A 25,168-nucleotide genomic window follows, 5' to 3' on the forward strand; every position below is an offset into this window, starting at 1 on the left:
CGACGTCCTCCGGATCAGCCCCGGCGGCTACAGCAAACAGGACATTTCAGGGCGACCAGTGGAACGCCGAGGCACTCGGTATTGTCCCGCGTAGCGGTGAGTGATGGTTCGATATCCCCATGAATCGTATGCGGCTCACGCGGCCAAGCCCGTGGCTGGTGACCGGGGCCTTCCTGGCCAGCGGGGCGGTACATCTGGTGCGTCCCTCGGTGTTCGAGCCGCTGATACCGCCGGCGCTCCCCCGGCCCCGCGAGATCGTCTACGTCAGCGGCGCCGCCGAACTGGCCTGCGCCGCGGGGCTGCTGGCGAAGGCGCCGTGGGCGGGGCCGGCCAGTGCCGCCCTGCTGGTCGGCGTCTGGCCCGGGAACCTCCAGATGGCGCTGGACGCCACCGCGTCGGGCTTCCTCGGGCTCTTCCTCAGGCGACCGCGGCCGGCAGGGCGGGGACGCGGTCGAGGAAGCCGAAGACCGAGCGGATCCGGCCGGCGGGATCGAGGGTGAGAACGTCGAACCCCGCGACCGGGGCGGTGCCGTCCGGGGCGATCAGCTCCCAGCCGAAGCGGGCGACGTCGTGGTGGCCGTCGACGGCGCCGAAGAGGCGGAACCGGTGGCCGGGGAACTGCGCCTGGACGGCGCCGATGAGGCCGAAGATCTCGCTGTGGCCGGTGACGCTCGCCAGGGGGTCGGTGTAGCCGCCGTCGTCGGCCCATGCCGCGGCGACGGCCGTCGCGATCCCCGAGGGCTCGGTCGCGTTCCAGGCGGCGAGATAACGCTCGACGGCCTTTTCGTGAATACCCATGATGGTCTCCCGCAGACTCCAGGAAATGTGTCGGGAAAGCTTCCGACTTCCTGGCCGGACGTTCCGGTACCGCAACCATGCCGCGGTTCCGGGAGCTGGTCGATTACCGCCGAGGTAATGGATGGAACGTGAGCTGCCGGTCAGGCGGGGGACGCCCCACCCCAGGGGTGCGGGCGCTGGAGGGAAGGCGGGCACCGGCGGTCAGCGGTCAGCCCGGCCCGGCCCGGCGCTTGGGCCCTCCTGTGGCGAATGGCCGATGCCGCGGATGGCGCAGGTCGTCGCCGAGGCGGCCGCTCGGCTGCGGCGGCCAGTGTGGCTGGCACCGACGCGGCGGCGTGACGGCGTGGCTGGCACGACCGGCGACGACACATAGGCGGTGGCCAACCGGTCGCATTCCGCCGGGTGAGCACCGGCGGGGCGGGCGCCGGGCGGTTTTGTCGAGTCTCGCAAGTACCCACGGCGACGGGAGAGCGTCCCGACGACGCCATCAGGTGCGCATAGGCCTCGGCTGCCCGCCGGATTGAGGCCGCTGTCTTCCGGAGGGCCCGGCGGAGGCGATACTCTCCCGCTTCACACCATGCCTCCCAAGGCGTTCGGGCTACGTACGGAAACGAGGGCGCCACCGTGTTCCAAATTATCTGGATCGTGATCGCTGGTCTGATCATCGGCGCGCTGGCGCGGGCGGTGCTGCGCGGACGACAGCACCTGCCGCTCTGGCTGACCATCGTCGCCGGCATCATCGGCGCGCTGATCGGAAACATCGTCGCCAGCGCCATCGGCGTCCGGCACACCGGCGGCGTCGACTGGGTCCGTCACGTTCTCCAGATCGCCGTGGCCGCCGTGGCGATTGTCATCCTGCAGCCCATCTGGGCATCCCGCTCCCGCCGGTAGCCGGCCCGGAGAACCACCCGGGTACAGGCCACACAATCGGGTGCGGAGAACCATTGGTCACCATGGCGGCGTCCTCCCAAAGGAGGACGCCGTTCTCGCGCCGACGGCCGGAACTCGCGCCCTCGGATGCCGCGACGGACCTCGGCCCGCGCATTCACCAGTCCGTGACCTAGGCGTCCATCCAGTCAGGGCTGTCGATGCCGTGGACGGGCGACTCGAGGCCGCGGTCGGGCCAGGCGACGATCCCGTCGCCGGTGACGAACCGGCAGACGCAGTCCGCGATCCGCCATCCGTCGGCGGTCCGGACCAACCCGTCGCGGTAGAAGGTGTGGCGCAGCGCGCCGCTGTGGCGGTTGACGAACAGCGCGTTGCGCGTGGTGCGCACCCGGTCCGGCCCGTCGGCCTCGATGATCGGCGGTCCGGCCATGTGCAGCCCGCGCTGAGTTCCCTTGAACAACCGACGAAGGTCGTCGTGACCGCGGTAGACACGCCCGTCCACGTCGTAGGTGGCGTTCGGCGTGAACAGACCCACCCAGCCCTCGACGTCGACGATGTCGAGCAGCACGCAGTACCGCGCGAGCAGGCCGGTGATGGCCAGTTGGTCAGCCGCTAACGGCTCCTCAGGAGAGTCGGCCACATTCGCTCCCATTCACGATGTCCCGGCCCACGGGTACGGGAGAGGCGCAGCCGACGGATATCCACGCGCGTCTACGCCACGCCGGAAACCCACCCACACGCCCTGCCCGCCCTGCCAGGAATGCCGCCCTGGCCAGGCCGTTCCTTGTCAGTGGGCCCCCACCGCCGGTAGTCCGGCGCGCCGGCATTCCACCCACCTGTGAGCTGCGTCACGCCAGTGTAGACCGCCTGGCTCGCCGCCGCCCCGGCTTTCCGCGCCGACGTCTCAGGTGGCGCGGCACGGGTCGCGAGGCACGGGTCGCGGGAGCGCGGCCGGCCTAGGACCGGCCGCCGAGCGGGGCGACGGGAGTGAAGCCGACGGGCATCGACTCGATGCCGGAGACGAAGTTGGCGGCGCGGCGGGGCAGCGGCGCGGGCGCGGCGAGCTCCAGGTCGGGCAGCCGGGCGAGCAGCCTGGTGAACATGGTCGTCAGCTCGTGGCGGGCCAGCTGGTTGCCGAGGCAGAAATGGGTGCCGAAGCCGAACGCCAGGTGGTCGTTCAGCGCTCGGGTGACGTCGAAGCGCTCCGGGTCCTCGAAGATCCTCTCGTCGAAGTTCGCCGACTCGTAGAGCAGCAGCATCTGCTGGCCGGCCGCCAGGTCGGCGCCGTACCAGGTCTCGTCGGCCACGACCGTGCGGCACATGTTCTTCACCGGYGAGACCCAGCGCAGCATCTCCTCGACCGCGGTCGGGATGCGCTCCGGTTCGCTGACCAGCAGGTCCCGCTGGTCGGGATGCAGCAGCAGGGCCTCCATGCCGCCGGAGAGCACGTGGCGGGTGGTCTCGTCGCCGCCGATGAGGATCAGCAGCGACTCGCTGTGGATCTCCTGGTCGTCGAGCCGGTCGCCGTCGATCTCGGCGTGCACCAGGACGCTGACCAGGTCGTCCGTCGGCTCGGTCCTGCGCTGGTGGACGACGCGGGTGATGTGCTCGGTCCAGCCGGCGAACGCCTCCCCGGAGCGGGCGAGCTGCTCGGCGGACACGTGGGCGTCGAGCGCGCTCAGCATGTCGTCCGACCAGCGCAGGAGCGTGGCCCGGTCCTCCGGAGCGACGCCGAGCATGTCGCCGATCACGATCATCGGGAGCGGGGCGGCGAGGTCGCGGACGAAGTCGCACTCCCCCGCCTCGCAGACCTGGTCGATCAGCAGGTCGCAGACCCCGGTCAGATAGTCGTGCCGCGAGCCGACCCGTCGCGGGGTGAAGCCCTTGTTCACCAGCTTGCGGCGCTTGGTGTGCTCCGGGTCGTCCATGTCGATCATGTGCGGGATGGCGCCGGTGCGCGGCCGGGAACCGCTCGCGCTGGAGAACCGGCGCGGGTTCCTCTCGGCMTCCAGCACGGCCGCGTAGCTGGCCACACCCCACAGGCCGCTGTGCTCGTCGAAGAAGACCGGCTCGTTGGCCCGTAACCAGGCGTACGCGGCGTGTGGGTCGCCGTGGTCGTCGGCGTAGAAGTGGCCGTCGAGCAGGTTGAGGTCGGGCCGCGTGGCCGGAGCTGTCATCGGGCACCCTTCGGGTTCGGACCGAGTCGAGCGCCAAGCGCCCGACAGCCAGGCGGGTGGGAGTGGTTCAGACCAGACCGGTGGCGTCGAAGACCCAGGACAGGTCGCCGGCGGCCATGCTCTCCTGCCAGCCGGGCGGAGCCGCCGCCATCAGCGTGTTCAGGTCCCAGTAGTCACGCCAGAGGACGATCACGCCGTCGACGACCCGCTGGATGGACACGAACGGCAGGGTGACCTTCTCGCCGGTCGGCCAGCCCCAGTGCTCCTCGTGCTCGGTGACGACCAGGTCCCCCTCGGCCACGACCCGCGAGTCGCCGTGGCTGTACTCGGACAGCCCGGCCAGCGCCAGCCTGAGCCGGGCCTCGATGCTCTCCGGGCCGCGCGCCGCCGCCGCGGGCGTCGTCGGCACGTCGTAGTAGATCGACTCCGGCCCGAAGAAACTCCGGACGCGCGGCCAGTCCCGCGCGTACAACGCGTCCCAGAACGCCGCCGCGACCTCCCGAGGAGCCACCGCCACGACACCCGACGCCGCCGAGTCGCCCATCACATCTCCCTGTGACTCGATGTCGGCCGCCGGTCGCGTGAGACCAGGCCATCATCACGCGGCCTTCAGCCTGTGACTCCATGCCGACATGGAGCACGCGGCCGCACCGGGCCGAACTGCGCACCGACCACCCGTATCGGCTTTGTCTATTTTATACATCGTTAGCCCGCGACGAACACCTCTCGGCGCCTCCGGAGGCACCGAAGGTCGCCGGTCGGGCAGGTATGTCGGTCGGGTCTCCGCGAGGCCGGCGAAGGCAGTCTCGTAGGGCTGCCCGAACTTCTTGAGCCGTCTGGCTTATGCCATCCGGTCCGAGACGGGCTCGTCGGTGGTGTCAGGGGTGTCGGCGGCCACGGGCCCGCCGACGGCTGCCGCGCGGCGGCGCCTGATGTGGCGGATGGCGAGGATGACCAGAACGACCGCGACTATCCCGGCGATGATGTAGGACGGGCCGTGGAAGGCGTTGGCGATCTTCTCCCAGTGGTCGCCGACGGCGTAGCCGGCGATGCCGAGGGCGGCGGTCCACGGGATGCAGCCCAGGGTCGTGTAGACGCCGAAGCGAAGCGGGGGCATCGCCGCGATGCCGGCCGGCAGGGAGATGAAGGTGCGGATGACCGGCAGCAGCCGGCCGACCAGCACCGAGACCGCGCCGCGCCGCTCGAACCATCGCTCGGCCTTGTCCAGGTCGTGCTCACGCAGGAAGACGTACCGGCCGAAGCGGCGGATCACGGCCGGGCCACCGTAGCGGCCGACCCCCCAGGCGACGTAGCTGCCGACGACGTTGCCGACGACGCCCGCGACGATGACCAGCACCAGGCTGGGATGCGAGCCCTCGATCGCCCCGGCCGCCAGCGCGCCGCCGATCAGCATGATCACCTCGGAGGGGATCGGGATACAGGCGGACTCGAGGGCCATCAGCAGGAAGACCGCGAGGACCCCGTGGCTGGCGATGAAGTGTTGCACCGGCGTGTTGGCCTCTCCGGAGAGCAGTGGTCGAGAACTCGCGTCGCCGCCCACGGTCCGGAGCCCGCCCGGGACCCCACAGGCCGCGGCCCGCGCGGGGCCGGGGCAGGGCGCGCCGACGAGCAGGCGGCGGACCGCGAACGGGGTCAGCGTACGGGTCCCGAAACAACGAACGAGAAACCGGGTAGGCGGGCCGGCGACGGGCCGGGCGTCGTCGGCACCGAGCATGGGATACCGGGCAGGGCGGCACCGGGCGTAGTGCGCCAGAGCGCCGGCCGGGTCGGCGCCTCGAAGCCGCCGCCGACGGATCCTAGGATCGCCGCATGGAGCGACGGGTTCTGGGACGGACGGGGCGATCGGTGTCGATCGTCGGGCTGGGCACCTGGCAGCTGGGAGCCGACTGGGGCGACGTCGACGAGGTAGGGGCGATCGACGTGCTGGCGGCGGCGACCGAGGCCGGCGTCACGCTGTTCGACACCGCCGACGTCTACGGCGACGGGCGCAGCGAGCAGCTCATCGGCCGGTTCCTGCGGGAGCATCCCGGCTCGGGTGTCACGGTGGCCACGAAGATGGGCCGCCGGGCCGCGCAGGTACCGGAGAACTACGTGCTCGCCAACTTCCGCGAGTGGAACGACCGGTCCCGGCGCGACCTCGGCGTCGACCGTCTCGACCTGGTCCAGCTGCACTGCCCGCCGACCTCGGTGATCACCGGGGCCGAGGTGTACGACGCGCTCGACACGATGGTCGACGAGGGGCGCGTCGCGAACTACGGCGTGAGCGTCGAGACGGTCGAGGAGGGGCTCGCCGCGGTGCGCCGGCCGGGTGTCGCCAGCGTCCAGATCATTCTCAACGCCTTCCGGCAGAAGCCGCTGGAGGAGTTCCTGCCCGCGGCGCTCGCCGCGGGCGTCGGCGTGCTCGCCCGCGTCCCGCTCGCCTCCGGGCTGCTGTCCGGGCGGTACGACGAGAACACCGTCTTCGACCCGTCCGACCACCGCGCCTTCAACCGGCACGGCGAGGCGTTCGACGTCGGCGAGACGTTCGCCGGCGTCGACTACAAGGTCGGCGTCGAGGCCGCGCGGGAGTTCGCGGCGCTGTCCGACCACCCGGCCCGGCTGGCGCTGCGCTGGGTGATCGACCAGCCGGGCGTCACCACCGTCATCCCCGGCGCCCGCAACCGGGCGCAGGTCACGGACAACGTCGCGGCCGCCGCCGCGCCTTCGCTCGGCACCGCGACGGCCGCGGCTATCCGTGACCTCTACGACCGCCGCATCCGCGCCCTCGTCCACCACCGCTGGTAGCCGCCGGCGCGCGCCAGTTCCCCGCGGCGTCGCCGGCACCGGCACCGGCACGAGCACCGGTCCTCGCGCTCACGCGGCCCTGCCTGCGCGAGCGCGAGGACCGCGAGCGGGACGGCGGCACGCGAGCGCCAGGTACTGGCCTTTTTGGGCGGAAGCGCCGGGCCGCGGTGCGGCATTATGCATTGCCATGAGCGCGGAGACCATCGAGCACCGTCCGAACGGATGGGAGCTTCGTCGCGAGCGTGTCGCCCGGCAGCTGGAACACACCGCGCTGACGCTGTTCGCGAACGAGGCACCGCAGGACGTGACGGTCGAGCGGATCGCCGCGGCCGCCGGGATCTCGATGCGCACGTTCTTCCGGTACTTCGCGAGCCGCGACGAGGTGCTCGCCTCGCTCCCGCGCAGCCTGATCGAGCTGCTGTGCGCCCGGGTCCGCGCCCGGCCGCCGCACGAGTCCCTGGTGGAGGCGTTCTCGGCCGCCGTCCGGGAGACGAACCAGGAGCACGAAGGCGACCGTGAGCTGCTGCTCACCTGGGGCCTGGCGGTGCACCGCTCGCCGGAGACCGTCATGCTGGCGCTCGCCCGCGGCACCGTCAGCACCTCCGCCGCCTTCCAGTCCGCGGTCACGGCCCGTCTCGGCGTCGGCCCCGACGACCCGCGCGCCGGCGCGTACGCCGCCGCCCTGTCCGGCGTCGTCAGTTACGGCTTCGAGCGCTGGGTCGCCCACGGCGGCACCGACTCCCTCTCGGTGACCCTCCTGGACGCCCTGGCCACCCTCCCAGACCTGCACTGACAGCCCGCCCGCGTCCGGGGCACAGGCCGCGGGTCAGACACTCCCCGGGGCCTGAGAATCGGCTAGGAGCCGACCATCGCGGTGGAGACCTTCCAGAGGCGGGCGGCGGCGTCCGGGTCGAGGGCGTGCGGGGCGACGCCGAAGCGATCGCCCGGGCTGGCGACCGTAGCCTCGCCGCAGTCCTCGAAGTACCGGCCGCCGACGCCGTCGAGCAGCGGGGAGACCGCGACCAGGACGGAGGTCGCCGCGCCCTGCGCGATGCTCTTGGGAGCGCCTGGCCTGCGCGCGGCGTCCCCGGCGCCGCCCGCGGGCTGTCCGCCTTCGGAGCCCGTGGTCTCCTGGGCCGCCTTGGCGGCCACGGCCGCGGCCGAGCCGATGCTGATCCGCTTCAGCTCCTCGCGGGAGAGGTAACGGCCGAGGTTGGTCGCGATGGTGCCGGGGTGCACGGCGTTGGYGGTGATGCCGTCGTCGGCCCAGCGGCGGGCCGCCTCGACGGCGAACAGCACGTTCGCCGTCTTCGACTGGCCGTAGGCGACCCATGGGTTGTACTCGTGGGCCGTGAAGTGGATGTCGTCGAAGAGCACCGGCGAGCGCAGGTGAGCGGCGGAGCTGACAGACACGACCCGGGCGCCGCCCGCCGCCGCGAGCGCGCCGCGCAGGCCGGTGCTGAGCGTGAAGTGGCCCAGGTGGTTGGTGGCGAACTGCTGTTCCCAGCCCTCCGCGGTGCGGGTCAGCGGCGACGCCATGATCCCGGCGTTGTTGACCAGGAGGTGCAACGGGCCGTCCCAGGCGGCGACGAACGCGCGCACGGAGGCCTGATCGGTGAGGTCGAGCGGTGCGACGGTGACGTCCTTGTTCCCGGTGGCGGCGACGATGTCGGCGGCGGCGCGTTCCCCCGCCGCGACGTCGCGCACGGCGAGGGTGACGGCCGCGCCCGCACCGGCGAGCACGCGCCCGGTCTCGGTGCCGATGCCGGAGGACGCACCGGTGACGACGGCGCGCCGGCCGGACAGGTCGACGCCGGCCGCGACCTCGGCCGCGGTCGACGCCGCGCCGAAGGGGGTCACAATCCTCGTTGCCGTCATCGCCGGTCCCATCCGTCTCGTCCGCGCACTCCGACGGGCCCGGCCGGTCGTGGGACAAGCCCGGGGCGAGATCCCCCGCCCGGGCGACGACCCTAGACGTGCCCACCGCGCCAGCGCAACTCGTTCTCGCTGGTCAGCAGGCGTTGTTCACTTCACGAGAGCATCGCTCTCGCGGCCGCCAGCCGGCGGAGCGGTCGCCCGGCGCGTCGCCGCCCAGGGCCAGAACCAGCTTGGCATCGGCCAGATCACGCCAAATGAAACCGACGCGACGGCGGCCTGGTCAGCCGGTGGTGAGCTCGGCCAGGGTCGACGCGACCCGCGACGGCGAGGGCATGTCTGCGATCTGCGCGGCCACGCCCTTCGCCTTCTCGCCATAGCCGGGGTCATCGAGCAGCTCGCGGGCCTCGGCGAGCACCGCCTCGACGTTCAGCCGGTCGGGCATCAGCAGCCGGCCGGCGCCGATCCCGGCGAGGGTGAACGAGTTGACGAACTGGTCGGAGCTCTGCGGCAACGCCAGCTGCGGCACGCCGTGAGCCAGCGCGGTCAGCAGCGAGCCCGACCCGCCGTGGTGGACGAGCAGGTCGCAGGCGGGCAGCACGAGCGACAACGGCTGCCAGCCGACGTCGAGCACCCCGTCCGGCAGCGTGCCGAGCCGCTCGGCGAAGGCCGGCTCCACCCCGACGACGACCTCCGCGCCGAGCGCTGGCAACCCGGCGGCGAGCTCCCCCAGTACGGCCACGAAGTCACGGAACCGCATGTGCGGCACCAGGCTGCCGAAGGTCAGCAGGATGCGCGGCCCGCTCCGCTTCGCCAGCGCCCAGTCGGGCAGGACGCCCGGGCCGTTGTACGGCACGTAGCGGGACGGGAGGCCGTCGGGGTCCTCGTCGCCGGCGATGCTCGCCGGGGCGACCTTCACCACCGCGTCCGGCTCCGGCAGACCGTCGAGGCCGAGCTCGGCGAGCTCGCCGGCCAGCTCCTGCGCGGTGAACGGAAGGCTGCGCGGCAGCGAGGTGATGCCCCAGTTGTGGCGTACCCAGGGGATGCCACGCAGGGCGGCGATCAGCGGGCCGGCGATCTCGCTCGGCTCGGCGATGACCAGGTCGGGGCGCCAGCCGTCGATGAGCGCCTCGGTCGCCGGCAGGGTGCGGGCCGCGAGCCGGCCCCACGCCTTGCCACCGGAGACCATCAGCTCGTCCGGGGTCGCGGGCGGCGGCACGGGCCGGCCCTCGCGGTCCACCATCATGATCTCGGTAAGGCCGAGTGGTGGCCCGGTGACGGCGACGGGGAGACCGGCGGAGTTGACCGCGTCGACGAGGCTCGCCGGCGTGGCGACCAGGACCTCGTGCCCCGCGGAGCGGAAGGCGTGCGCGAGCGGGACCATCGGATAGAAGTGGCCGTGCATCGGAACAGTGGTGAACAGCACCCGCATCGGGTTCCCCCTAGTGGATCTCGGTGGTGGTCAGCTGACCCCTCCACCGGTTGGCCAACCAACTGGCCAGTGGACGGCTCGGCGCCCGTCGGCGCGTTCGGCGCCTGAAGCACGCGGCGACCAGTCGGCGAGGACCCCGTGGACAGGTCAGCATAGAAGGACAGGACGGACAGGACGGASAGAACGGACGGGACACGCAGAACGGGCGGGACGGCGGCGGATCGGGAGGACGGGCGGGACGGGCGGCGGATCGGACGGGCCGCGAAGAGCGGCGAGACCGCGGGGTGTGGAGAGGACGGGCGCGGCGGCGCGGGCGTCAGGGGGCGGTCTCCTTGAGGGAGTCGGCCCGCTCGTGGAGGGGGCCGGCCTCGCCGTAGGCCGCGACCTCCTCGTAGATCACCGGCCGGCGCTCCGGGTCGTGAAAGGACCGCAGCGGCGAGGTGGTGGGCTTGTGCCGCGCGTCCTGCTCCCAGGCGACGAAGTCGGACATGTTGGTCCACTCGCTGACGACGACGAACCGGCTCGGGTCGTGGATCGAGCGCATCAGGTGGTTGCCGAGCAGACCCGGGGTGCCGACCAGCGCCTCGCTGATCTGGTGGTAGGTCTCCTCGACGGCCCCCGGCCTGCCCTCCGGCGCGACGGCCCAGATCATCACACGGACCTTCATCCCGCACCCACCGAGGTGCGCACGGGCCGGGCGGCGGAGGTCTCGACGAGGACCCCCGCCGGGGCGGCGGCCGGGTCGGCGCTCGCGGCGCCGGGCAGGAAGGCCAGCAGGGCGCCGGTGGCCATGGAGCCGCGAGCCCGCAGCGGGTGCAGGATCTTCCGGTGCTCCAGGTGGCCAGGGGTGGACTCGAACTCACGGAACAGCCGCTCGTTCACCCAGTCGCTCACGATGTAGTAGGTGCTCGGCTCGTCGGCCGAGCGGACGAGCCACTGCCCGAGGTTCGCCGGGTGGCCGGTGACCCCGTCACCGATGCGCAGCCAGGTCTGCTCGAACTCCTCCTCGCGGCCCGGGTGCACGTGCATGGTGAGCATGACCCGGAAGGGCAGGTCGGCGGCGGGTGGCCCCGTGCCGGGGCCCTCCGTCATCTCGGTGTCGTATTCGCTTCGCGCCATCAGATACCTCCATCGACTGCGTAGTTGGCGCCGTTGACGTAGCTGGAGACGTCGCTGGCCAGGAACAGCACGACCGCCGCGACCTCCTCGGAGGTGCCGAGGCGGCCGAGCGGGATCCGGTTGGTGTAGGCCGTGCGAACCGCGTCGGGCATGCCGTTCGCGTGATCGGTCTCGGTCAGCCCAGGGGTGACGAGGTTGACCCGGATGCCCTTGGCACCGAGTTCCTTGGACAGCGACCGGGTGAGCCCGATCAGTCCCGCCTTCGCGGCGGTGTAGTGCGCGCGCAGCGGCACCCCGACGACGCTGCCGGAGCCGACGTTGACCACCGCGCCGGAGTCGCCCAGCAGCGGCAGCGCGCCCTGGGTGACCAGGTGGGTGGCGGTCAGGTTGGTGGTGAGGATGGCGTTCCACTCGTCGAGCGGTAGCCGGTCGTAGGGGACGTGGCTGATCGTGCCGACGTTGTTGACGACGATGTCGAGGCCGTCGAGGTGTGTGCCGGTCGCGTCGAGCAGCGCGGTGATCGCGGCCGGGTCGGCCGCGTCGGCGATCATGACCAGGTGGTTGCCCCCGGTCTCCTTCAGCTCGCGGCGCAGGCTCTCGGCGGACTCACTCTCCCGTTGGTGACTGACGACGACGTGGGCGCCGGCGCGTGCCAGGCCGAGGGCGACCGCGCGGCCGATGCCGCGGGTCCCACCGGTCACCAGCGCGCGCTTGCCAGCCAGGTCGGCGAACATTGGGCTCCTTGTCTCGGGGTCTGCGTCTGAGGCTGTGGAGAGTGCTCAGCGGGTCGTGCTCGGTGAGGTCGAACGGTGAGGTCGGGTTGGGAGCCGTGTCGGGAGTCGTGATCTCAGGCTGGACGGCGCAGGACGAGGACGCTGTTGAAGCCCCCGAAGCCACGGGCGACGACCATCGCCACCCGGGCGGCGCACGGCCTCGGCTCGCGGACCAGGTCCAGCCCGTAGGCCGGGTCCGGCTCGTCGAGGTTGCCGACGGCGGGCAGCACCCCGTCGCGCAGCGCGAGCAGCGCCGTCGCCGCGGCGAGCGCCGAGCCGCCGGCGCACAGCCGCCCGACCAGCCCCTGCGGGGCGGTCACCGCGACCGCGCCCGCGCCGAACACGTCGCGCAGCGCCGCCGCCTCCAGCGCGTCGAGGTCGCGCGAGCCGGCGCCGTCGGCGAAGACGACGTCGACCTCGCCCGGCTCGACGCCCGCGTCCGCGAGCGCCCGGCGCATCGCCGTCGCGAGCCACGCGGGGCTGGCGGCCGGGCGGCTGTGGTGGTGGGCGTCATGCGTGGCGGCGTAACCGGCGATCTCGCCGTAGACCTTCGGCGCGCCCCGCTCGGCGGCGGCGGCCGGGTGCTCGACGAGCAGCGTCGCTCCCCCCTCGCCGGGCAGGTAGCCGTTGGCGCGCACGTCGAACGGCTTGTACGCGGCCCGCGGGTCGATCGCGGCGCTGACCCGGCCGCTGGAGAGGTGGCAGGTCAGCGCGTACGGCGTCAGGCCCGACTCGGCGGCGCCGGCGAGCACGCTCGCCGTGCCGCGGCGGATCGTGCGCCTGGCCTGCGCCAGGCTGTCGATGCCGCCGGTGCCGTCGGCGACGACGACCCCGCTGGGGCCCTTCAGGCCGTGGCGGATCGAGGTCTGGCCGGTGGTCGCCGCGTAGAACCAGGCGATCGACTGGTAGACCGACACCGCGGTGCGGCCCCGGGTGTGCAGGCGGGACAGCTCCTTCTGGCCGAAGTCGTTGCCCCCCGAGCCGGCCCCGAAGATCACCGACGTCTCGTAGGGGTCCCGCGTCGCCGGGTCGTAGCCGGCGTCGGCGAGCGCGAGCCGGCTCGCCGCCATGCCGAACCACGTCCACCGGTCGGTCTGCACGATGAACCGGTTGTCCAGGTGGTCGACGGGGTCGAAGTCCGGCACCTGGCCGGCGAGCCGGGCAGGGTAGGCGGACGCGTCGAACCGGGTGATCTGGGTGATCGCCAGCTCGCCGCGCAGGGTCGCCGCCCAGAACTCCTCGACGCCGACGCCGCCCGGGGCGATCACACCGAGCCCGGTGATGACCGGCCGCGCCAGCGGCGCCGCCTCCTCCCCCGCGGCCCGGCTCGTGCCCGGCGTGAGAACCGTGCCCGCGGTCATGCCGCCCGCCCCGGGGCGGTGAGCACGATCGCGGACTGGAACCCGCCGAAGCCGCTGCCGACCGAGAGCGCCACGTCCACCCGGTGGTCGCGGGCGATGTTGGGCACGTAGTCCAGGTCGCACTCCGGGTCACGGGTGGCCCAGTTCGCGGTAGGCGGGACGACGTCGTTCTCGATCGCCAGGGCGCACGCGGCGAGCTCGATCGAGCCGATGGCGCCGAGCGAGTGCCCGACCATCGACTTCAGCGAGCTGACCGGCACCTGGTAGGCGTGTGCCCCGAGCGACCGCTTGAAGGCGGCAGTCTCGTGCCGGTCGTTCTGCTTGGTGCCCGACCCGTGCGCGTTGACGTAGTCGACGTCGCTCCGGTCCACCCGGGCCTCGTCGAGGGCGAGGCGGATCGCCTCGGCCATCTCCGTGCCGTCCGGGCGCAGGCCGGTCATGTGGAAGGCGTTCGAGCGGGACGCGTATCCGCCGACCTCGGCGTAGATGTGCGCGCCGCGAGCCACAGCCCGCTCGTACTCCTCCAGCACCAGGACGGCGCTGCCCTCACCCATGACGAACCCGTCCCGGCTCGCGTCGAACGGCCGGGAGGCGTGCTCCGGGTCGTCGTTGCGCGCCGAGGTCGCCCGGATCGCGTCGAAGCAGGCGATCGAGATCGGCGACAGCGGGGCGTCGGAGGCGCCGGCGATCATGATGTCCGCCTCGCCGTCGACGATCAGCTGATGGGCGTAGCCGACCGCGTCGATGCCGGAGGTGCAGCCGGTCGACACCACGAACGCCGGGCCGTGCGCGCCGAACCGCGTCGCCACCTCGGTGGCCAGGCAGCTGGGAACCAGCGCGTGGTAGAGGAACTGGCTGCCGTAGCGCGGGTCGACCTCCCAGTACCGGCCGCCGTCGCTGACCGCGACGTACTCGTTCTCCAGCCTGGTGGTCGCGCCGACGGCGCTGCCGAGGCTCACCCCGATGACCGGGCCGGCGCCCGGTTCGGCGCCGTCCACGTCCTGGCCGGAGAACTCCAGGCCGGAGTCCGCGACCGCCTCGGCCGCGGCGACCAGCGCGAACTGGACGAACCGGTCGTTACGAGCCACCTCACGGGGGCTCAGGCCCGCGACGAGCGGATCGAAGTCGCACTCGGCCGCGACCTGGGAGCGAAACGGCGTCGGGTCGAAGAGCGACAGCCGCCGCGTCGCCGTGCGGCCGTCGGTGATCATCGCCCAGAACTCCTTGCGGGTGGGGCCGCCCGGCGCCACCACCCCGACGCCGGTGATGGCCGTGCGTCTGCGTGTCATGCGTTGCCCACATGAGGGTGGGGCGCCGCCGCCTGCGCGGCGGACGGCTGCTCGGTGTCGACGTGCCCGAGGTCCGGCCGGGGCGCCAGCGGCCCCGAGCAGAAGACGAAGAACGCCTCCTCGGCGCCGTGGTTGACCAGCCGGTGCCGGGTCCCGACAGGGAGATGGACGCCGCTCTCGGCGGGCAGCAGGTACTCCTCGCCGTCCAGCTGGATCGTCACCTCGCCCCGCACGCAGAAGAGGAACTCCTCCGAGTACGGGTGCCAGTGCTCGGTGACGATCTCGCCGGGCGCGAGCGTCAGAGTGCCCATGAAGCCGGCCTTCGAGCCGACGGTGGCCGGCGAGAGAATCGTGCGGATGTCACCGCCTCGGCGGCGGTTGGCCGGGACGTCGTGGATCGATTTGATCTTCGGAGCCGCGACCGCGGTGGCGGGGGTCACCGGGCGCTCCCGGCGGTGGCCGCGACGGTGGCGGCGGCCGACGCCTGGCGCGCGGCGTTCTCCACCTTCTCCTTGATGGCGGCCTGCTCGCGCGGCGTGTTGGTGTTGATGCGTACCACCATTCCGGCGGTGTCGACGGGCGCGGCCGGCTTCATGCGGAAGTCCTGGACCCAGCGCATCCGAGTCCCGGTTCCCTCCGAGAAGTACGTCCACTCGATGTGCATGAACTCGAACGGGCCGGTCTCGACGCGATAGGCGCGCACCCGGTGGTTGACCGGGTCGAGGGTGCGCTCCGACACCCAGCTCCACACCTGGCCGTTCTCGTCGGGATGCATCGTCAGGCGGAACTTGAAGGTGTTGTCCCTGGACTCGAGAATCTCAACGGACGCGTACTCGGTGAACAGGCGGGGCCAGTTCTCCAGGTCGTTGGTGAGTGCCCAGACGGTTTCGATGTCCGCGTCGATCCAGATCGAGTTGTCAGTGTGCCCGTTCACGGGGGTCTCCTCGGGAGTAGGTACTGTCTCAAGGACGGTGGGCTGGTTTCGCGGAGAGAGTGGAGCGTTGGCTGGCGACGCGCCTTGCCCGGCCGTGGGCGGGAAAAGGCCTGGTAGCGTGCGGTTCTCGGGCTAGCGGACCGTGAGCGCGAGGTTCACGGCGTCCAGGATGTCGRCCAGGGTGTAGCCGGGCGGGGGGTCGGCGGGCAGTTCCACGCCGTGCGAGCCGAGCACCTCCGACTGCAGCTGCAGGTAGGCCAGCGAGTCCAGGCCGATGTCCTCGAAGGTGACGTCGAGCGTCGCCGGCAGGTCGGACTCGGGAAGGCCCGCCTGGGTGACCAGGAAATCGAGCAGAGCGGCGGAGTCCCATGGCTGGGGCACGGTTATCCCTCCTCTAGGGCTTAGCTAATCAAGGATTACCACCGACGATGGACCATGAGTACCCGAACTAGCGGCCAATGTCGCCGCCGTCACTTTCCTGCCAACCGGCCGGCCGCTCGGCGGGAGCCCGCCGCGGGTGTCAGGCAATGACGCCCGCGCAAAGGAGATCCGCACGGCCACTGGCCCAAAAATGGGCAGGTTGATGCCAGGCACCGAGCTAATGCCGAATTCACGGACCCAGCCCGCGAGAAGCCGTCGCGACCGTTTCGCGCGCCCACTTCTCATGTTTGGCGAGAAGGCACCCGCGGCGGTCGGCACTGGCCGGGCGGGCACGCGCGTACCGGCCCGCCCGCGCTCGGGCCCCGGCCGGTCAGGCCAGGGCCAGGGGTGGTGACGCGGGTGGGTTCGGACGGGCGGGCGGCGGGGTGGCGAGGACGGCTGTCACGGACGCGGGGCCACGCGGCACCTGGGGTCACGAGGCCTCGGCGTGGGACGTGGGCGCCGTCGCCGCGAGACGCGGCGGGAGAACGGCGCTGGCGCCGCGCACGGCGCCAGCGGGACTGGCGTCCGGCCGGTCCGGCGCGGGTCCGGCGCCGCGGGGCGGYGGTCGGCCGGCGGTGGCCGGCCGCCGTCGGGCACCGTCAGCGGGCGGAGTCCGCCCTCCAGGTGTAGAAGCTCCTAGCCATCGCGTCGCGCGGGCCACGCCACGTCGCGGGGTCGTACGCGGTGATGTACTTCTCGAGCTTGGTGTTGACGTCGACGAACAGCGGGTGGTCCCGCACGTCGGCGAGCGGCGCCTGGATGCTCTCCTCCGCCTCGATGAGGTGGAAGTACAGCCCGTGGAAGGCGAAAAGCTCCCGGCGCGACACCCCGACAAGGTGCGGCAGCTCCCCGCCGTCGGACTCGGTAAAGACCTCCGCCACGGATTGTTCATCCGATGGATTCATCCGAGCGACGATCAGCGTCCGGTGGCTCACCGCGTACCTCCCGCTGGGCACTGCGCGGGTGTACGCGGTTGGGTTGTCGACACTTTCTCTCCTCACAGCACTATCTATCGGTCGAGCAGGCCGAGCCGCGAGAACCGCTCCGGTGGCCGGCGGCGCAGGGGCCGAGGCGGCCGTTGCGGCGCTGACGAGGCCAATGTGCTGTTTGGGCCTGGCGCCGCGCCCGGTCCCGGATGCGGTGTCTCGCGGGAAGTCTGTGCCCAGTGACCCCGCTTCGTCCGGCGTTCCCGGACGCCTCCCCATGGCAACTAGTTGCGTTGGCACACTGTTGCCACAACTCGTGCACTTGGCCCAACGGTGTTGCGATCATCCTTTCTCCAGCCCGGCACCCTCCGGGCCCTGTCCACGCCACCCGCGCCAGCGGTGGCGCCCTATCCAGCCAGGTGTTACAGCCAGCCCCGGCGCTTCGCCAGGATGCCGGCCTGGAAGCGGYTGCGGGCCTCCAGGCGGCGCATCAGGTCGGCGACCATCCGGCGGACCGTGCGCACCGAGACACCGAGCGAACGGGCCGCGGACTCGTCCTTCGCGCCGTCGGCGAGCAGCTGCAGCAGGAGCAGCTCCGCCGGCGACGGCGGCGCGTTGTCGTCACCGTCGCCCGCCCGCCCGTCCGGTTCCGCGTCGCCCGGCTCGTCCGACCAGTCGGCGTCGTCCTGGCCGCCGTGCCCGGCCTGCCCCGCGCCGCCCCTCGGCTCGCCGAGCCGGCCGGACACCGCGCCCGCGGCCCGCCGCGCGCCGGCCAGCGCCAGCTCGCCGCTCTCCTGGGTGGCGCCGAGGCCACCAGTGCCGCCGGGACCGGTCGAGCCGGCCGGGACGCCGAACCGGTCGGCGTTCTCCCACAGCTGCTCGAACAGCACGGTCACCAGGCTCGCGAGATCCGTGCCACGCACGACCATCGCGCCGACGTCGGCGCCATGGGCCGCCCCCGCCGTGCCGGGCCCGCCGCCACCGGCCGGACCGACGCCACCCGAGCCGCCGATGAGCCGCACGAGACCGAGCCGGCGGTCGACGATCGTCAGGTCGACCGCCGGGTCGTCGGCCAGCCGGATCTCGGCGCCGGCGGCCACCACCTCGGCGAGGTGCTCGACGGCGGTCGACCATGCCAGCCCGGCACGCGGCCGGGCGATGACGGCGCGTATCCGCACGCCGCGGCGCAGGGCGTCGAGCTCCAGCGGCAGCAGGTCCGCGGCGAGCTCGGCGAGCGTCGCCCTGGTCCGCACCGAGACCACCTCGCGCTGCGCGGCACCCACCATCCCGATGAGCTCGGTGCGCACGGCGGCGGAGTTCGCGACCCGGTCCAGCCCTCCCCCGCCCGGCGCCTCCTGGCGGCTCGCGCGGAACTCCGAGACGAGCGCCGCCACCTGCGACTGTGCCCGGACGAGGTGCTCGTGCCGGCGGATCAACTGCTCGTGCTGGGCCTGGATGAGCTGCTCCAGCGGCCCCTCTGGATGGGCCGCGACGAGCCTGCCCGGCCGGCCCGGCAACGCGACCAGGAGCGACAGCGCCACCAGCCGGTCGCGCGACCGGGTCACCACCGCCATCGGCTGGCGCAGCGCGGTCGCGGCACCCTCGATGCTGAGGTTCTCGTCGCGCAGCCACAGCCGGTAGAGCGCCGCCGTGACGTCATCGAGCCCGAGAAGATCCAACAATGCCCCCTCCGCCCGCCAGTACGCCGCTCCTTCGACGTGTCCCCGCGCGCCGCGCGCCCTGGGCTCCCGGTGCCGGCCGGGAGCGACTGGGTGGACGGCCAGGTTCCGCGGGCCGGCGGGCGGGTCGGCAGCCCCACCACCCGGCCGGGACACCGGGCCGTCCACGCCCGGTCAGGTTCCAGCGAGGTCGCGCTCGCGGTTCTCCGTGGAGACCACGTCCAGCGCGTGCCGGACAAGGGCCACCAGGGTCTGGCGAACCGACTCCCGCCGCCGGGCGTCACACATCACGACCGGCCGGTTCGACTCGAGGTCCAGCGCCTTGCGGACGTCCGCGACCTCGTAACGCTTGGCGCCGTCGAAATGGTTCAGCGCGATCAGGAAYGGAATGTCCCGCTCCTCGAAATAGTCGATCGCGGGGAACGAGTCGGCCAGCCGGCGGGTGTCGACCAGCACCACCGCGCCGATCGCGCCGAGCACCAGCTCGTCCCACATGAACCAGAACCGGTCCTGGCCCGGCGTGCCGAACAGGTACAGGATCACGCTGTCCAGCAGGCTGATCCGGCCGAAGTCCATCGCCACGGTGGTCGTCGTCTTGCCATTGACGGCCGACGTGTCGTCGATGCCGATGCTGGCGGAGGTCATCGCCGCCTCGGTCGTCAGCGGGGTGATCTCGCTGACGGAGCCCACAAAGGTCGTCTTGCCGACGCCGAACCCGCCCGCGATAATGATCTTGACTGGACTCGGGGCTGGTGCGGCGTCGGTTCTTGGCGGCCTCGCACTAGAGGGCCTGTAGTCCACTGAGCACCTTCTCGATCAGGGCCTGGTCAGGTCGGTTCGTGGGACRTGTGGGCCGGTGCACCGTGACCAGGCCCGCGTCGAGCATGTCGCCCACGAGGACCCGGACCACTCCGACCGGAATGTTCAACCGGGCAGAGATCTCCACGATGGACTGCAGCCGYAGGCAGAGCGCCGCGATGGCGCGCTGCTCCTGGTCGAGCGACGTGGCCGCCGCCCGTCCTTGCGACGTGGTGGTGACCAGCGCGACCAGTTCGAGCGAGCCCTTGTTCGGCCTGGTGCGTCCCCCTGTGACCGCATAGGGACGCACGACCGGACCGGCCTCGTCGTCGAACCACTCCTCTTCTCGCGACACTCCGACTCTCCTCGGGATGTCCGTGCCGTCCACAGGATGTCCGTGCTGACTTGAAACATTTTCCGTCGTCATCTGGGGTGCCGTGGTGGCCATCTCAAGCCCAGCTGAGCGGGAAAAGGTTCACTTGCGATTCAGATCGGCAGTGCCGCCTGCATCTCGGCGCGTAGCTCTGGGGTAAGGAACTCTCCCACCCGGGCGACCAGGAGAGCCATCTCGTAGGCGATCAGGCCGATATCCGCGCCCGGGCTGGAAAGGATCGCCAGGCAGGCGCCGTCGCCGACAGCGGTGACGAACAGGAAGCCCTGCTCCATCTCCACGATGGTCTGCCGGACGCTCCCCCSACCGAAGAACCGCCCCGCGCCCCGGGCCAGGCTGTTGAAGCCCGACGCGACGGCGGCAAGCTGGTCCGCCGTCGCCCGGTCCATTCCCGCCGACGTGGCGAGCAACAGGCCGTCCGAGGAAAGCGCGATCGCGTAGGTGACCTCAGGCACCTTCTTCACGAGGTTGTTGAGCAGCCAGCTCATGTTCTCGGACGGCCCAACCGGGCTCATCAGGTCACCTTCCTCTGATCGTCACCGTCACTGGAACCCTGCGCGTCCGCCAGCCCTCGTCCGAAGTTGGACTGGAAGGACGACATCATCGACCGGATCTCCTCCGGCGAGCGCGGCCCGGCCACCACCTGCGGCGGGCGGTTCTGAGCCGGGTTGTCCCGGCGCAGCTCGGGAGCCAGGTTCGCCCGTCGCATCCGGCGGGGCAGCCCGACCTCGGTGGTCGGCTGCGGCGTCGCCTGGCTTCCTCGCTGCCCACGGGTCCGGCCGCCCCCGGCGATCCCGCCACCGGGCGTGGCCGGGCCGGGGGGATCCTCGGGAGCCAGATACGACGGGCCGCCGGGCTGCGAGCCACCGGGCTGCGGGCCACCGGGCTGGAAGTGCCGCGGCGAGGTCCGGTTCGGCAGAGCCCCGAAGCGCGGGTCAGGCGCGTCATCGGCGGGGTGCGGCGGCGGGGGCACGGGCGCCGAGTAAGCAGTGGGGTACGCCGGCCGGGCCGGCCGGGCCGGCGCCGTCAACGGCCCGGCCGGCACGGCCGGCGCGCCGAGCAGCGGGTCGTCGGCCGGCGGCGCCGCGGCGTCGCGGCGGGGCCGGTCGGCGATGAACCAGCTTGACCGCACGGTGGCGAACACGGGGAGGTCGTCGAGCAGCGGCTCGTCGTCGCCGCGGGGCGGCTGACCGCCGAACATCGCGCGCGGGCCGGACTCGTCGCCCGGCAGTTCCGGCGGCACCGGTGGCATCGGGCTGGACAGCGGCGGCGGGGCGGGAAGCTCCCCCGGGTCGAGCGTGCCGGCCGGCCCGGCCAGCGCCAGCGCCCCGGACGTCGGTCCGGGCGGAAGCGCCAGGTCCCTCGTCATCGATCCCGGTTCGTCGGCCGCCAGACCCCGGTCGCCCGCGCGGCCGTTGGCGCCGGCGGGACCGGCGTCGACCGGCGGCAGGGCGAGCATCCCCCCGGGGACCCCGGCGGCGCGCCCGCCCGGCGCGCCGAGCTCCAGCGGCTCCGGGTCGGCGCCGCCCGCGCCGACGGCCGCGAGCTCCCGGCCGCCCCCGGTGCCGGCGGGAGTGAGCTCGTCCACGACGCCCTCGTTCGGCCGCAGCAGCGTGCCGGGGATCAGGACGATCGCCATCGTGCCGCCGTACGGCGAGGTACGCAGACGGACCTTGATGCCGTGCCGCTCGGCCAGCCGGCCGACGACGAACAGGCCCAGGCGCTCGGAGGTCGTCAGGTCGAACGGCGGCGGGTTCTCCAGCCGGTCGTTCAGGGACTTGAACTCGGCCGGGTTCATGCCCAGGCCGCGGTCTTCGATCTCGATGGCGAAGCCGTTGGAGACCTCGTGGCCGGTGACATGCACCGGGGTGTGCGGCGGCGAGAACGAGGTGGCGTTCTCGATGAACTCGGCGAGCATGTGGATCACGTCACCGACGGCGTGGCCGCTGATCGCGCCGCCGCCGACCGGCAGCACCTTGACCCGGGTGTAGTCCTCGACCTCGGCGACGGCACCGCGGATGACGTCCTTGATCGGGACCGGCCGGCGCCAGCCACGGGCCGGCTTGGAACCGGAGAGGACGATGAGGTCCTCCGCGTGGCGGCGCATACGGGTCGCGAGGTGGTCGAGGCGGAACAGCTCCTCGAGCTCGTCCGGGTCCGTCTCCTTGCGCTCCAGCGCGTCGATGATCTTCAGCTGGCGGTGGATCAGTGCCTGGCTGCGGCGCGCGAGGTTGAGGAACGTGTCCCCGATGCTCTTGCGCATCGCGGCCTGTTCGACCGCGGTGCGCACGGCGACCTCGTGCACCGTGCTGAACGCGTCGGCCATCTGACCGATCTCGTCGCGGGTGGTCGCCGGGACGGGAAACGCCTCGGCCGCGAGGTCGACGGGCTCGCCGCGGTGCAGTCGCTCGACGACGTCGGGCAGGCTGTGGTCGGCGACCTCGAGCGCACCCTCCCGCAGGCGGCGCAGCTGGCGGATCATGGGGCTCGCGACGAGCAGCGCGATGAGCACCGACAGCGCGAGGACGAGCGCGACGGCCAGGGAGTTGATCGCGGCCTGGCGGGTCGCGTCGGTCGCGATCCGGTCGGCGGTGGCGGCGAGGTCCGTGGCGATCCGGCGCTCGACGTCCTCCATCTTCGAGATCTTCTGTGCCGAGACGGTCAGCCAGGTCTCGCGCTCGATCGTCTGCCTGTCGCTCATCATCAGCGACCGAAGCACCGTGTCGCGCATGGTCGCGACGTTCCTGGCCAGCGGGGTCACTGTCGCTTCGTAGAGCTCGCGCTCCGCCGGAGTCGCGGTGATCCTCAGCTGTGACTGCCAACCATCCTCGGTGCCGGCCTGGCCCTGGATCTGCAGGATCAGGTCCGGGTCGGACTGCTGGAGGAAGAAGATCCGGGCGATGTTGCCGCGCACCTGGGCGGCGGCCTCCTTCTCCCGCGAGATCGCCGTCAGGGTGGCGGCACCGGAGATCAGGTCGGCGTTGCGGCTGCCGGACGCCACCCGGGCGTCCAGCTCCAGGAGGTCGTTGATCAGCCCGTCGTAGTAGACGATGTCCTGCGGAAGGGTTGCCTGCCTGCGGTCGACCGTCTGGCGGTAGGCCGGCAGCTTGGACAGCCGGTCGTCGATGCCGGCCAGGGTGCCGCCCAGGCTGTTGCGGGCGCTCCCCGGCAGGTCCCGCGCGGCGGTGTTGTAGTCATCGGCCGCCCGGTCCACGAGCGGCCGGACGTCGGTGAGGATCTGCTTGACGATGACCGGCGGCGCCCCATAGCCCGTGCCGATCACCGTGTGCGAGCCGTTGCGCTCGGTCTGCAGGGCGGCGATCAGGGCGTTCGCCCTGATGGCGAAGCCCGCGAGCGCCTTGGTCCGGTTCGCGGACGACACGCTCTCGACGTTGCCGCGCACCTGTATAGCGCTGAGCACGGCGAGGGCCACCAAGGGGACGATGAGAATTACCACCAGCTTCGAGCGGATGGGCCAGTTCTGGAGCATCCGGTCCTCTCGTCCGACGCCCGGCCAGCAGGGCGCCTTGGGTGCGGGCCACGTGTGGGGCGACTATGTGGGGGAACGGCGAGCCGCGCCGTCCGCGTAACTGCCAACTGACCCCGCCAGACGATGCGAGCGCACTGGTGGACCACCGGTTCGCGGTGGTCCACCCGGCCGCGTCCCATTGCCTGGAAGGTATCGGCAACTGTACTGACCCCCTGCATCTGCAGGATGACGGGGCATCGGCGAACGGCCACCGCGAGCACCGGAACGAGCGGAATCGCATCGCCAGAACAACAGAGCACGGCCACCGTTTTGCGAGTGGCGACCTCCCGTCACACACAGTAGTTCTTGYGCGTGGTCGACCATCTCGTCGTCGAGTCCGTCCGGACCATCCCGCCGACGGCGAGAACGAAACAAACCCGCAGGTCGAACAACAGAGTGGAATGACGCGCGCCGCGGGTTCACGCCCGGTTCGGCCGCCATGTTCCCCGCCCTCTCCGATCCGTACACGGAGTAATGGGCGTGGTCCTCCGGAGGCGCCCTGGCGGCTATCGCCGTGACAGTGGTCACCTTTCACCGGCCCGCGGCTTCCCGCTCCGCGCCGTACGCGCGGCCGCCGACCCGGGCAACATGCGCCACCGCAGGGATCCTCCGCGGCGAGGCCGGCGGACCCCTCGCCCCGGGCCGCGGCGTCCGGCCGATGACCCTGAGTGGATCACCGTCGCGGGGCGGCCAGGGCACCGCCTCACCCGATGTTGCGGACCATCCATCGGTTCGTTGTGGAACCAGCGGGGGAACGGAATCATCCCTGTAATGCCTGGCAGAGCGACGCTCGGCGCGAGGAGTCCTGCCCGGCGCCGGAAGGGCCCCGGGCAGCGGCCCGCGGGCCGGCCACGCGCGACGGCCCGCCGCCTGACCGGCGCCGCTGGTCGCGTCCGGTGCGACACTGGGGACATGGCCACCACGTCGCCGGGGAGGACCTTCCGTCCCGCCCCGGCCGCCCCCGCCGAGGCCCGCCCGGCCGCCACCCACGCGGCCGCCGCCGGCGCCCGCGGCGCGGACGCGCGCACCGCGCGACCGGCGGACGCCACGGCTACGGCCAGGGCGAGCGACGGGCCGACGGGTGCCAGCACGGGCACGGCGCGGGACGAAGCCGTCGCGGCCGATGACGACACGGGCGCGGGCGGGAACGACGCCGACGCGGGGAAGAGCGCCGCGGGCTCGGCCAGGCACGGCATGAGCACGGCGAAGAACGGGGCGGCCGCGGCGAAGGACGACGCTGGCGGGCCCGCCGTCCTCAGCCCGCGCGAGCTGCGCCGCCAGGAGCGACTGCGCGTCGGCAGGGAGCAGATCCTGGACGCGGCCGAGGAGCTGTTCGGCCGGCAGGGCTACCGCGGCACCAGCCTGCAGCAGGTCGCGAAACGGTGCGAGTTCTCGATCGGCGCCCTGTACCTGTTCATCGACAGCAAGGAAGAACTGCTGCAGGCGGTGCTCAACCGGCGCACCGTCGACCTGATGGAACTGATGGCCGCCTGCCTGGCGGCCGAGGGCACCGGCGCGGAGCTGCTGGCGCGGCTGGCCCGCACACAGGTCGATTTCCACCGGCGCTACCCGGAGTTCGGCCGGCTCTCGATCCAGCTCATGTCCACGCCCGGCGTACCCGGTACACCCGGCTTTCGCGAGGGCTTCGCCCGTGGCTACGACGCGGCAATCGAGCTGGAGGCCGAGCTGTTCGTCAGAGGCCAGCACGACGGCACGCTGCGACCCGGCGACCCGGGCTGCCTTGCCCGGCTGTTCTCGGCGATGGTCACGGCGTATCACGCAATGGATCCAGAGGTCTCCGCGGACAGCGCGGCACTTCCTGATGACATCTTCCTGTCCACTGTCGCGGCCGCCTTCGCGCCGCCTCCGGACGGCACGCCGGCCGGTTAATCGGACGGGCGTTTTTCGGTTCTCTCCACTGGGACAGGCGGTCCGGCCGCATACCCGAGCAAGGATCTTCACCCGACGCCA

26 protein-coding genes are annotated in these 25,168 nt (G+C 72.3%); 4 read left to right on the forward strand and 22 right to left on the reverse strand.

The window, feature by feature from the left end; translation table 11 throughout:
- Nucleotides 1-259: 259 nt before the first annotated feature.
- Complete coding sequence (locus BL253_RS44705; protein WP_274535191.1) at nucleotides 260-391, reverse strand: hypothetical protein; 132 nt, start codon at nucleotides 389-391, stop codon at nucleotides 260-262.
- 26 nt (nucleotides 392-417) lie between these two features.
- Nucleotides 418-798, reverse strand: a complete 381-nt coding sequence (locus BL253_RS06945; RefSeq protein WP_076814611.1) for a nuclear transport factor 2 family protein — start codon at nucleotides 796-798, stop codon at nucleotides 418-420.
- Nucleotides 799-1,422: 624 nt separating this feature from the next.
- On the opposite strand from BL253_RS06945, the gene BL253_RS06950 reads away from it, so the two are divergent.
- Nucleotides 1,423-1,689 (forward strand): GlsB/YeaQ/YmgE family stress response membrane protein, encoded by a 267-nt coding sequence (locus tag BL253_RS06950; RefSeq protein ID WP_076814613.1) that lies wholly within the window; start codon nucleotides 1,423-1,425, stop codon nucleotides 1,687-1,689.
- 169 nt (nucleotides 1,690-1,858) lie between these two features.
- Here the strand turns inward: BL253_RS06950 and BL253_RS06955 are convergent, their stop codons facing one another.
- From BL253_RS06955 to BL253_RS06970, 4 genes are all read right to left on the reverse strand, one after another.
- A complete protein-coding gene (locus BL253_RS06955; RefSeq protein WP_076814615.1) occupies nucleotides 1,859-2,326 on the reverse strand; it encodes a nuclear transport factor 2 family protein in 468 nt (155 codons plus the stop codon).
- Between the two features lie 316 nt (nucleotides 2,327-2,642).
- Complete coding sequence (locus BL253_RS06960; protein ID WP_076814618.1) at nucleotides 2,643-3,863, reverse strand: cytochrome P450; 1,221 nt, start codon at nucleotides 3,861-3,863, stop codon at nucleotides 2,643-2,645.
- Between the two features lie 67 nt (nucleotides 3,864-3,930).
- Nucleotides 3,931-4,407 (reverse strand): nuclear transport factor 2 family protein, encoded by a 477-nt coding sequence (locus BL253_RS06965; protein ID WP_081438067.1) that lies wholly within the window; start codon nucleotides 4,405-4,407, stop codon nucleotides 3,931-3,933.
- Between the two features lie 297 nt (nucleotides 4,408-4,704).
- Nucleotides 4,705-5,598, reverse strand: coding sequence for a DedA family protein (locus tag BL253_RS06970; RefSeq protein ID WP_241834587.1), 894 nt, complete (start codon nucleotides 5,596-5,598; stop codon nucleotides 4,705-4,707).
- A 95-nt stretch (nucleotides 5,599-5,693) separates the two neighbouring features.
- Between BL253_RS06970 and BL253_RS06975 the strand changes: the two genes are divergently transcribed.
- Both BL253_RS06975 and BL253_RS06980 read left to right on the forward strand, forming a co-directional pair.
- Complete coding sequence (locus BL253_RS06975; RefSeq protein WP_076814620.1) at nucleotides 5,694-6,668, forward strand: aldo/keto reductase; 975 nt, start codon at nucleotides 5,694-5,696, stop codon at nucleotides 6,666-6,668.
- Between the two features lie 187 nt (nucleotides 6,669-6,855).
- Nucleotides 6,856-7,461 carry a TetR family transcriptional regulator gene (locus tag BL253_RS06980; protein ID WP_076814622.1) on the forward strand — a complete coding sequence of 202 codons (606 nt, stop codon included), beginning with the start codon at nucleotides 6,856-6,858 and terminating at the stop codon, nucleotides 7,459-7,461.
- Between the two features lie 62 nt (nucleotides 7,462-7,523).
- On the opposite strand, the gene BL253_RS06985 is transcribed toward BL253_RS06980, so the two are convergent.
- The 16 genes from BL253_RS06985 to BL253_RS07060 form a co-directional block, all read right to left on the reverse strand.
- Nucleotides 7,524-8,546, reverse strand: coding sequence for an SDR family NAD(P)-dependent oxidoreductase (locus BL253_RS06985; RefSeq protein ID WP_076814953.1), 1,023 nt, complete (start codon nucleotides 8,544-8,546; stop codon nucleotides 7,524-7,526).
- Between the two features lie 280 nt (nucleotides 8,547-8,826).
- The gene (locus BL253_RS06990) at nucleotides 8,827-9,975 is read right to left on the reverse strand and encodes a nucleotide disphospho-sugar-binding domain-containing protein (protein WP_076814623.1); all 1,149 of its coding nucleotides are present in this window, start codon (nucleotides 9,973-9,975) and stop codon (nucleotides 8,827-8,829) included.
- A gap of 316 nt (nucleotides 9,976-10,291) precedes the next feature.
- Nucleotides 10,292-10,627 (reverse strand): antibiotic biosynthesis monooxygenase family protein, encoded by a 336-nt coding sequence (locus BL253_RS06995; RefSeq protein ID WP_241834588.1) that lies wholly within the window; start codon nucleotides 10,625-10,627, stop codon nucleotides 10,292-10,294.
- Nucleotides 10,628-10,638: 11 nt separating this feature from the next.
- Nucleotides 10,639-11,094 carry an antibiotic biosynthesis monooxygenase family protein gene (locus BL253_RS07000; protein ID WP_076814628.1) on the reverse strand — a complete coding sequence of 152 codons (456 nt, stop codon included), beginning with the start codon at nucleotides 11,092-11,094 and terminating at the stop codon, nucleotides 10,639-10,641.
- The gene (locus tag BL253_RS07005) at nucleotides 11,094-11,828 is read right to left on the reverse strand and encodes an SDR family NAD(P)-dependent oxidoreductase (protein ID WP_076814630.1); all 735 of its coding nucleotides are present in this window, start codon (nucleotides 11,826-11,828) and stop codon (nucleotides 11,094-11,096) included. The genes BL253_RS07000 and BL253_RS07005 overlap by 1 nt, the downstream gene beginning before the upstream one ends.
- 113 nt (nucleotides 11,829-11,941) lie before the next feature.
- The gene (locus tag BL253_RS07010; RefSeq protein ID WP_076814632.1) at nucleotides 11,942-13,228 is read right to left on the reverse strand and encodes a beta-ketoacyl synthase N-terminal-like domain-containing protein; all 1,287 of its coding nucleotides are present in this window, start codon (nucleotides 13,226-13,228) and stop codon (nucleotides 11,942-11,944) included.
- A complete protein-coding gene (locus tag BL253_RS07015) occupies nucleotides 13,225-14,517 on the reverse strand; it encodes a beta-ketoacyl-[acyl-carrier-protein] synthase family protein (protein ID WP_076814634.1) in 1,293 nt (430 codons plus the stop codon). The genes BL253_RS07010 and BL253_RS07015 overlap by 4 nt, the downstream gene beginning before the upstream one ends.
- Complete coding sequence (locus tag BL253_RS07020) at nucleotides 14,514-14,957, reverse strand: cupin domain-containing protein (RefSeq protein WP_076814636.1); 444 nt, start codon at nucleotides 14,955-14,957, stop codon at nucleotides 14,514-14,516. Before BL253_RS07020 ends, BL253_RS07015 begins: the two co-directional genes overlap by 4 nt.
- Complete coding sequence (locus tag BL253_RS07025) at nucleotides 14,954-15,451, reverse strand: SRPBCC family protein (RefSeq protein ID WP_076814638.1); 498 nt, start codon at nucleotides 15,449-15,451, stop codon at nucleotides 14,954-14,956. The genes BL253_RS07020 and BL253_RS07025 overlap by 4 nt, the downstream gene beginning before the upstream one ends.
- Nucleotides 15,452-15,583: 132 nt before the next feature.
- Nucleotides 15,584-15,832, reverse strand: coding sequence for an acyl carrier protein (locus BL253_RS07030; RefSeq protein ID WP_076814640.1), 249 nt, complete (start codon nucleotides 15,830-15,832; stop codon nucleotides 15,584-15,586).
- A gap of 641 nt (nucleotides 15,833-16,473) precedes the next feature.
- Nucleotides 16,474-16,809, reverse strand: coding sequence for a TcmI family type II polyketide cyclase (locus tag BL253_RS07035; RefSeq protein ID WP_096335937.1), 336 nt, complete (start codon nucleotides 16,807-16,809; stop codon nucleotides 16,474-16,476).
- Between the two features lie 413 nt (nucleotides 16,810-17,222).
- Nucleotides 17,223-18,482 (reverse strand): LuxR C-terminal-related transcriptional regulator, encoded by a 1,260-nt coding sequence (locus tag BL253_RS42835; RefSeq protein ID WP_241834589.1) that lies wholly within the window; start codon nucleotides 18,480-18,482, stop codon nucleotides 17,223-17,225.
- 171 nt (nucleotides 18,483-18,653) lie between these two features.
- A complete protein-coding gene (locus BL253_RS07045; RefSeq protein ID WP_076814647.1) occupies nucleotides 18,654-19,280 on the reverse strand; it encodes a GTP-binding protein in 627 nt (208 codons plus the stop codon).
- Nucleotides 19,261-19,632, reverse strand: a complete 372-nt coding sequence (locus BL253_RS07050; RefSeq protein ID WP_076814650.1) for a DUF742 domain-containing protein — start codon at nucleotides 19,630-19,632, stop codon at nucleotides 19,261-19,263. Before BL253_RS07050 ends, BL253_RS07045 begins: the two co-directional genes overlap by 20 nt.
- A 131-nt stretch (nucleotides 19,633-19,763) precedes the next feature.
- On the reverse strand, nucleotides 19,764-20,183 hold the full coding sequence (locus BL253_RS07055; RefSeq protein ID WP_076814652.1) for a roadblock/LC7 domain-containing protein: 420 nt from the start codon (nucleotides 20,181-20,183) through the stop codon (nucleotides 19,764-19,766).
- Complete coding sequence (locus BL253_RS07060; RefSeq protein ID WP_076814654.1) at nucleotides 20,183-23,158, reverse strand: sensor histidine kinase; 2,976 nt, start codon at nucleotides 23,156-23,158, stop codon at nucleotides 20,183-20,185. The genes BL253_RS07055 and BL253_RS07060 overlap by 1 nt, the downstream gene beginning before the upstream one ends.
- A 951-nt stretch (nucleotides 23,159-24,109) precedes the next feature.
- Here BL253_RS07060 and BL253_RS07065 point away from each other — a divergent pair.
- A complete protein-coding gene (locus tag BL253_RS07065) occupies nucleotides 24,110-25,087 on the forward strand; it encodes a TetR/AcrR family transcriptional regulator (RefSeq protein ID WP_076814656.1) in 978 nt (325 codons plus the stop codon).
- Nucleotides 25,088-25,168 lie beyond the last annotated feature (81 nt).

This window comes from Pseudofrankia asymbiotica, from assembly GCF_001983105.1.
Classification (GTDB): domain Bacteria; phylum Actinomycetota; class Actinomycetes; order Frankiales; family Frankiaceae; genus Pseudofrankia; species Pseudofrankia asymbiotica.

Excerpts from the sequence above, each read along its gene's own strand:
- BL253_RS07060 (WP_076814654.1), bottom strand. The coding sequence starts at position 23,158 with ATGCTCCAGAACTGGCCCATCCGCTCGAAGCTGGTGGTAATTCTCATC.
- BL253_RS06975 (WP_076814620.1), top strand. The coding sequence starts at position 5,694 with ATGGAGCGACGGGTTCTGGGACGGACGGGGCGATCGGTGTCGATCGTC.
- BL253_RS06970 (WP_241834587.1), bottom strand. The coding sequence starts at position 5,598 with ATGCTCGGTGCCGACGACGCCCGGCCCGTCGCCGGCCCGCCTACCCGG.
- BL253_RS07005 (WP_076814630.1), bottom strand. The coding sequence starts at position 11,828 with ATGTTCGCCGACCTGGCTGGCAAGCGCGCGCTGGTGACCGGTGGGACC.
- BL253_RS07000 (WP_076814628.1), bottom strand. The coding sequence starts at position 11,094 with ATGGCGCGAAGCGAATACGACACCGAGATGACGGAGGGCCCCGGCACG.
- BL253_RS06980 (WP_076814622.1), top strand. The coding sequence starts at position 6,856 with ATGAGCGCGGAGACCATCGAGCACCGTCCGAACGGATGGGAGCTTCGT.
- BL253_RS06945 (WP_076814611.1), bottom strand. The coding sequence starts at position 798 with ATGGGTATTCACGAAAAGGCCGTCGAGCGTTATCTCGCCGCCTGGAAC.
- BL253_RS06990 (WP_076814623.1), bottom strand. The coding sequence starts at position 9,975 with ATGCGGGTGCTGTTCACCACTGTTCCGATGCACGGCCACTTCTATCCG.
- BL253_RS07015 (WP_076814634.1), bottom strand. The coding sequence starts at position 14,517 with ATGACACGCAGACGCACGGCCATCACCGGCGTCGGGGTGGTGGCGCCG.
- BL253_RS06965 (WP_081438067.1), bottom strand. The coding sequence starts at position 4,407 with ATGGGCGACTCGGCGGCGTCGGGTGTCGTGGCGGTGGCTCCTCGGGAG.
- BL253_RS07065 (WP_076814656.1), top strand. The coding sequence starts at position 24,110 with ATGGCCACCACGTCGCCGGGGAGGACCTTCCGTCCCGCCCCGGCCGCC.
- BL253_RS06995 (WP_241834588.1), bottom strand. The coding sequence starts at position 10,627 with ATGATCTGGGCCGTCGCGCCGGAGGGCAGGCCGGGGGCCGTCGAGGAG.
- BL253_RS07010 (WP_076814632.1), bottom strand. The coding sequence starts at position 13,228 with ATGACCGCGGGCACGGTTCTCACGCCGGGCACGAGCCGGGCCGCGGGG.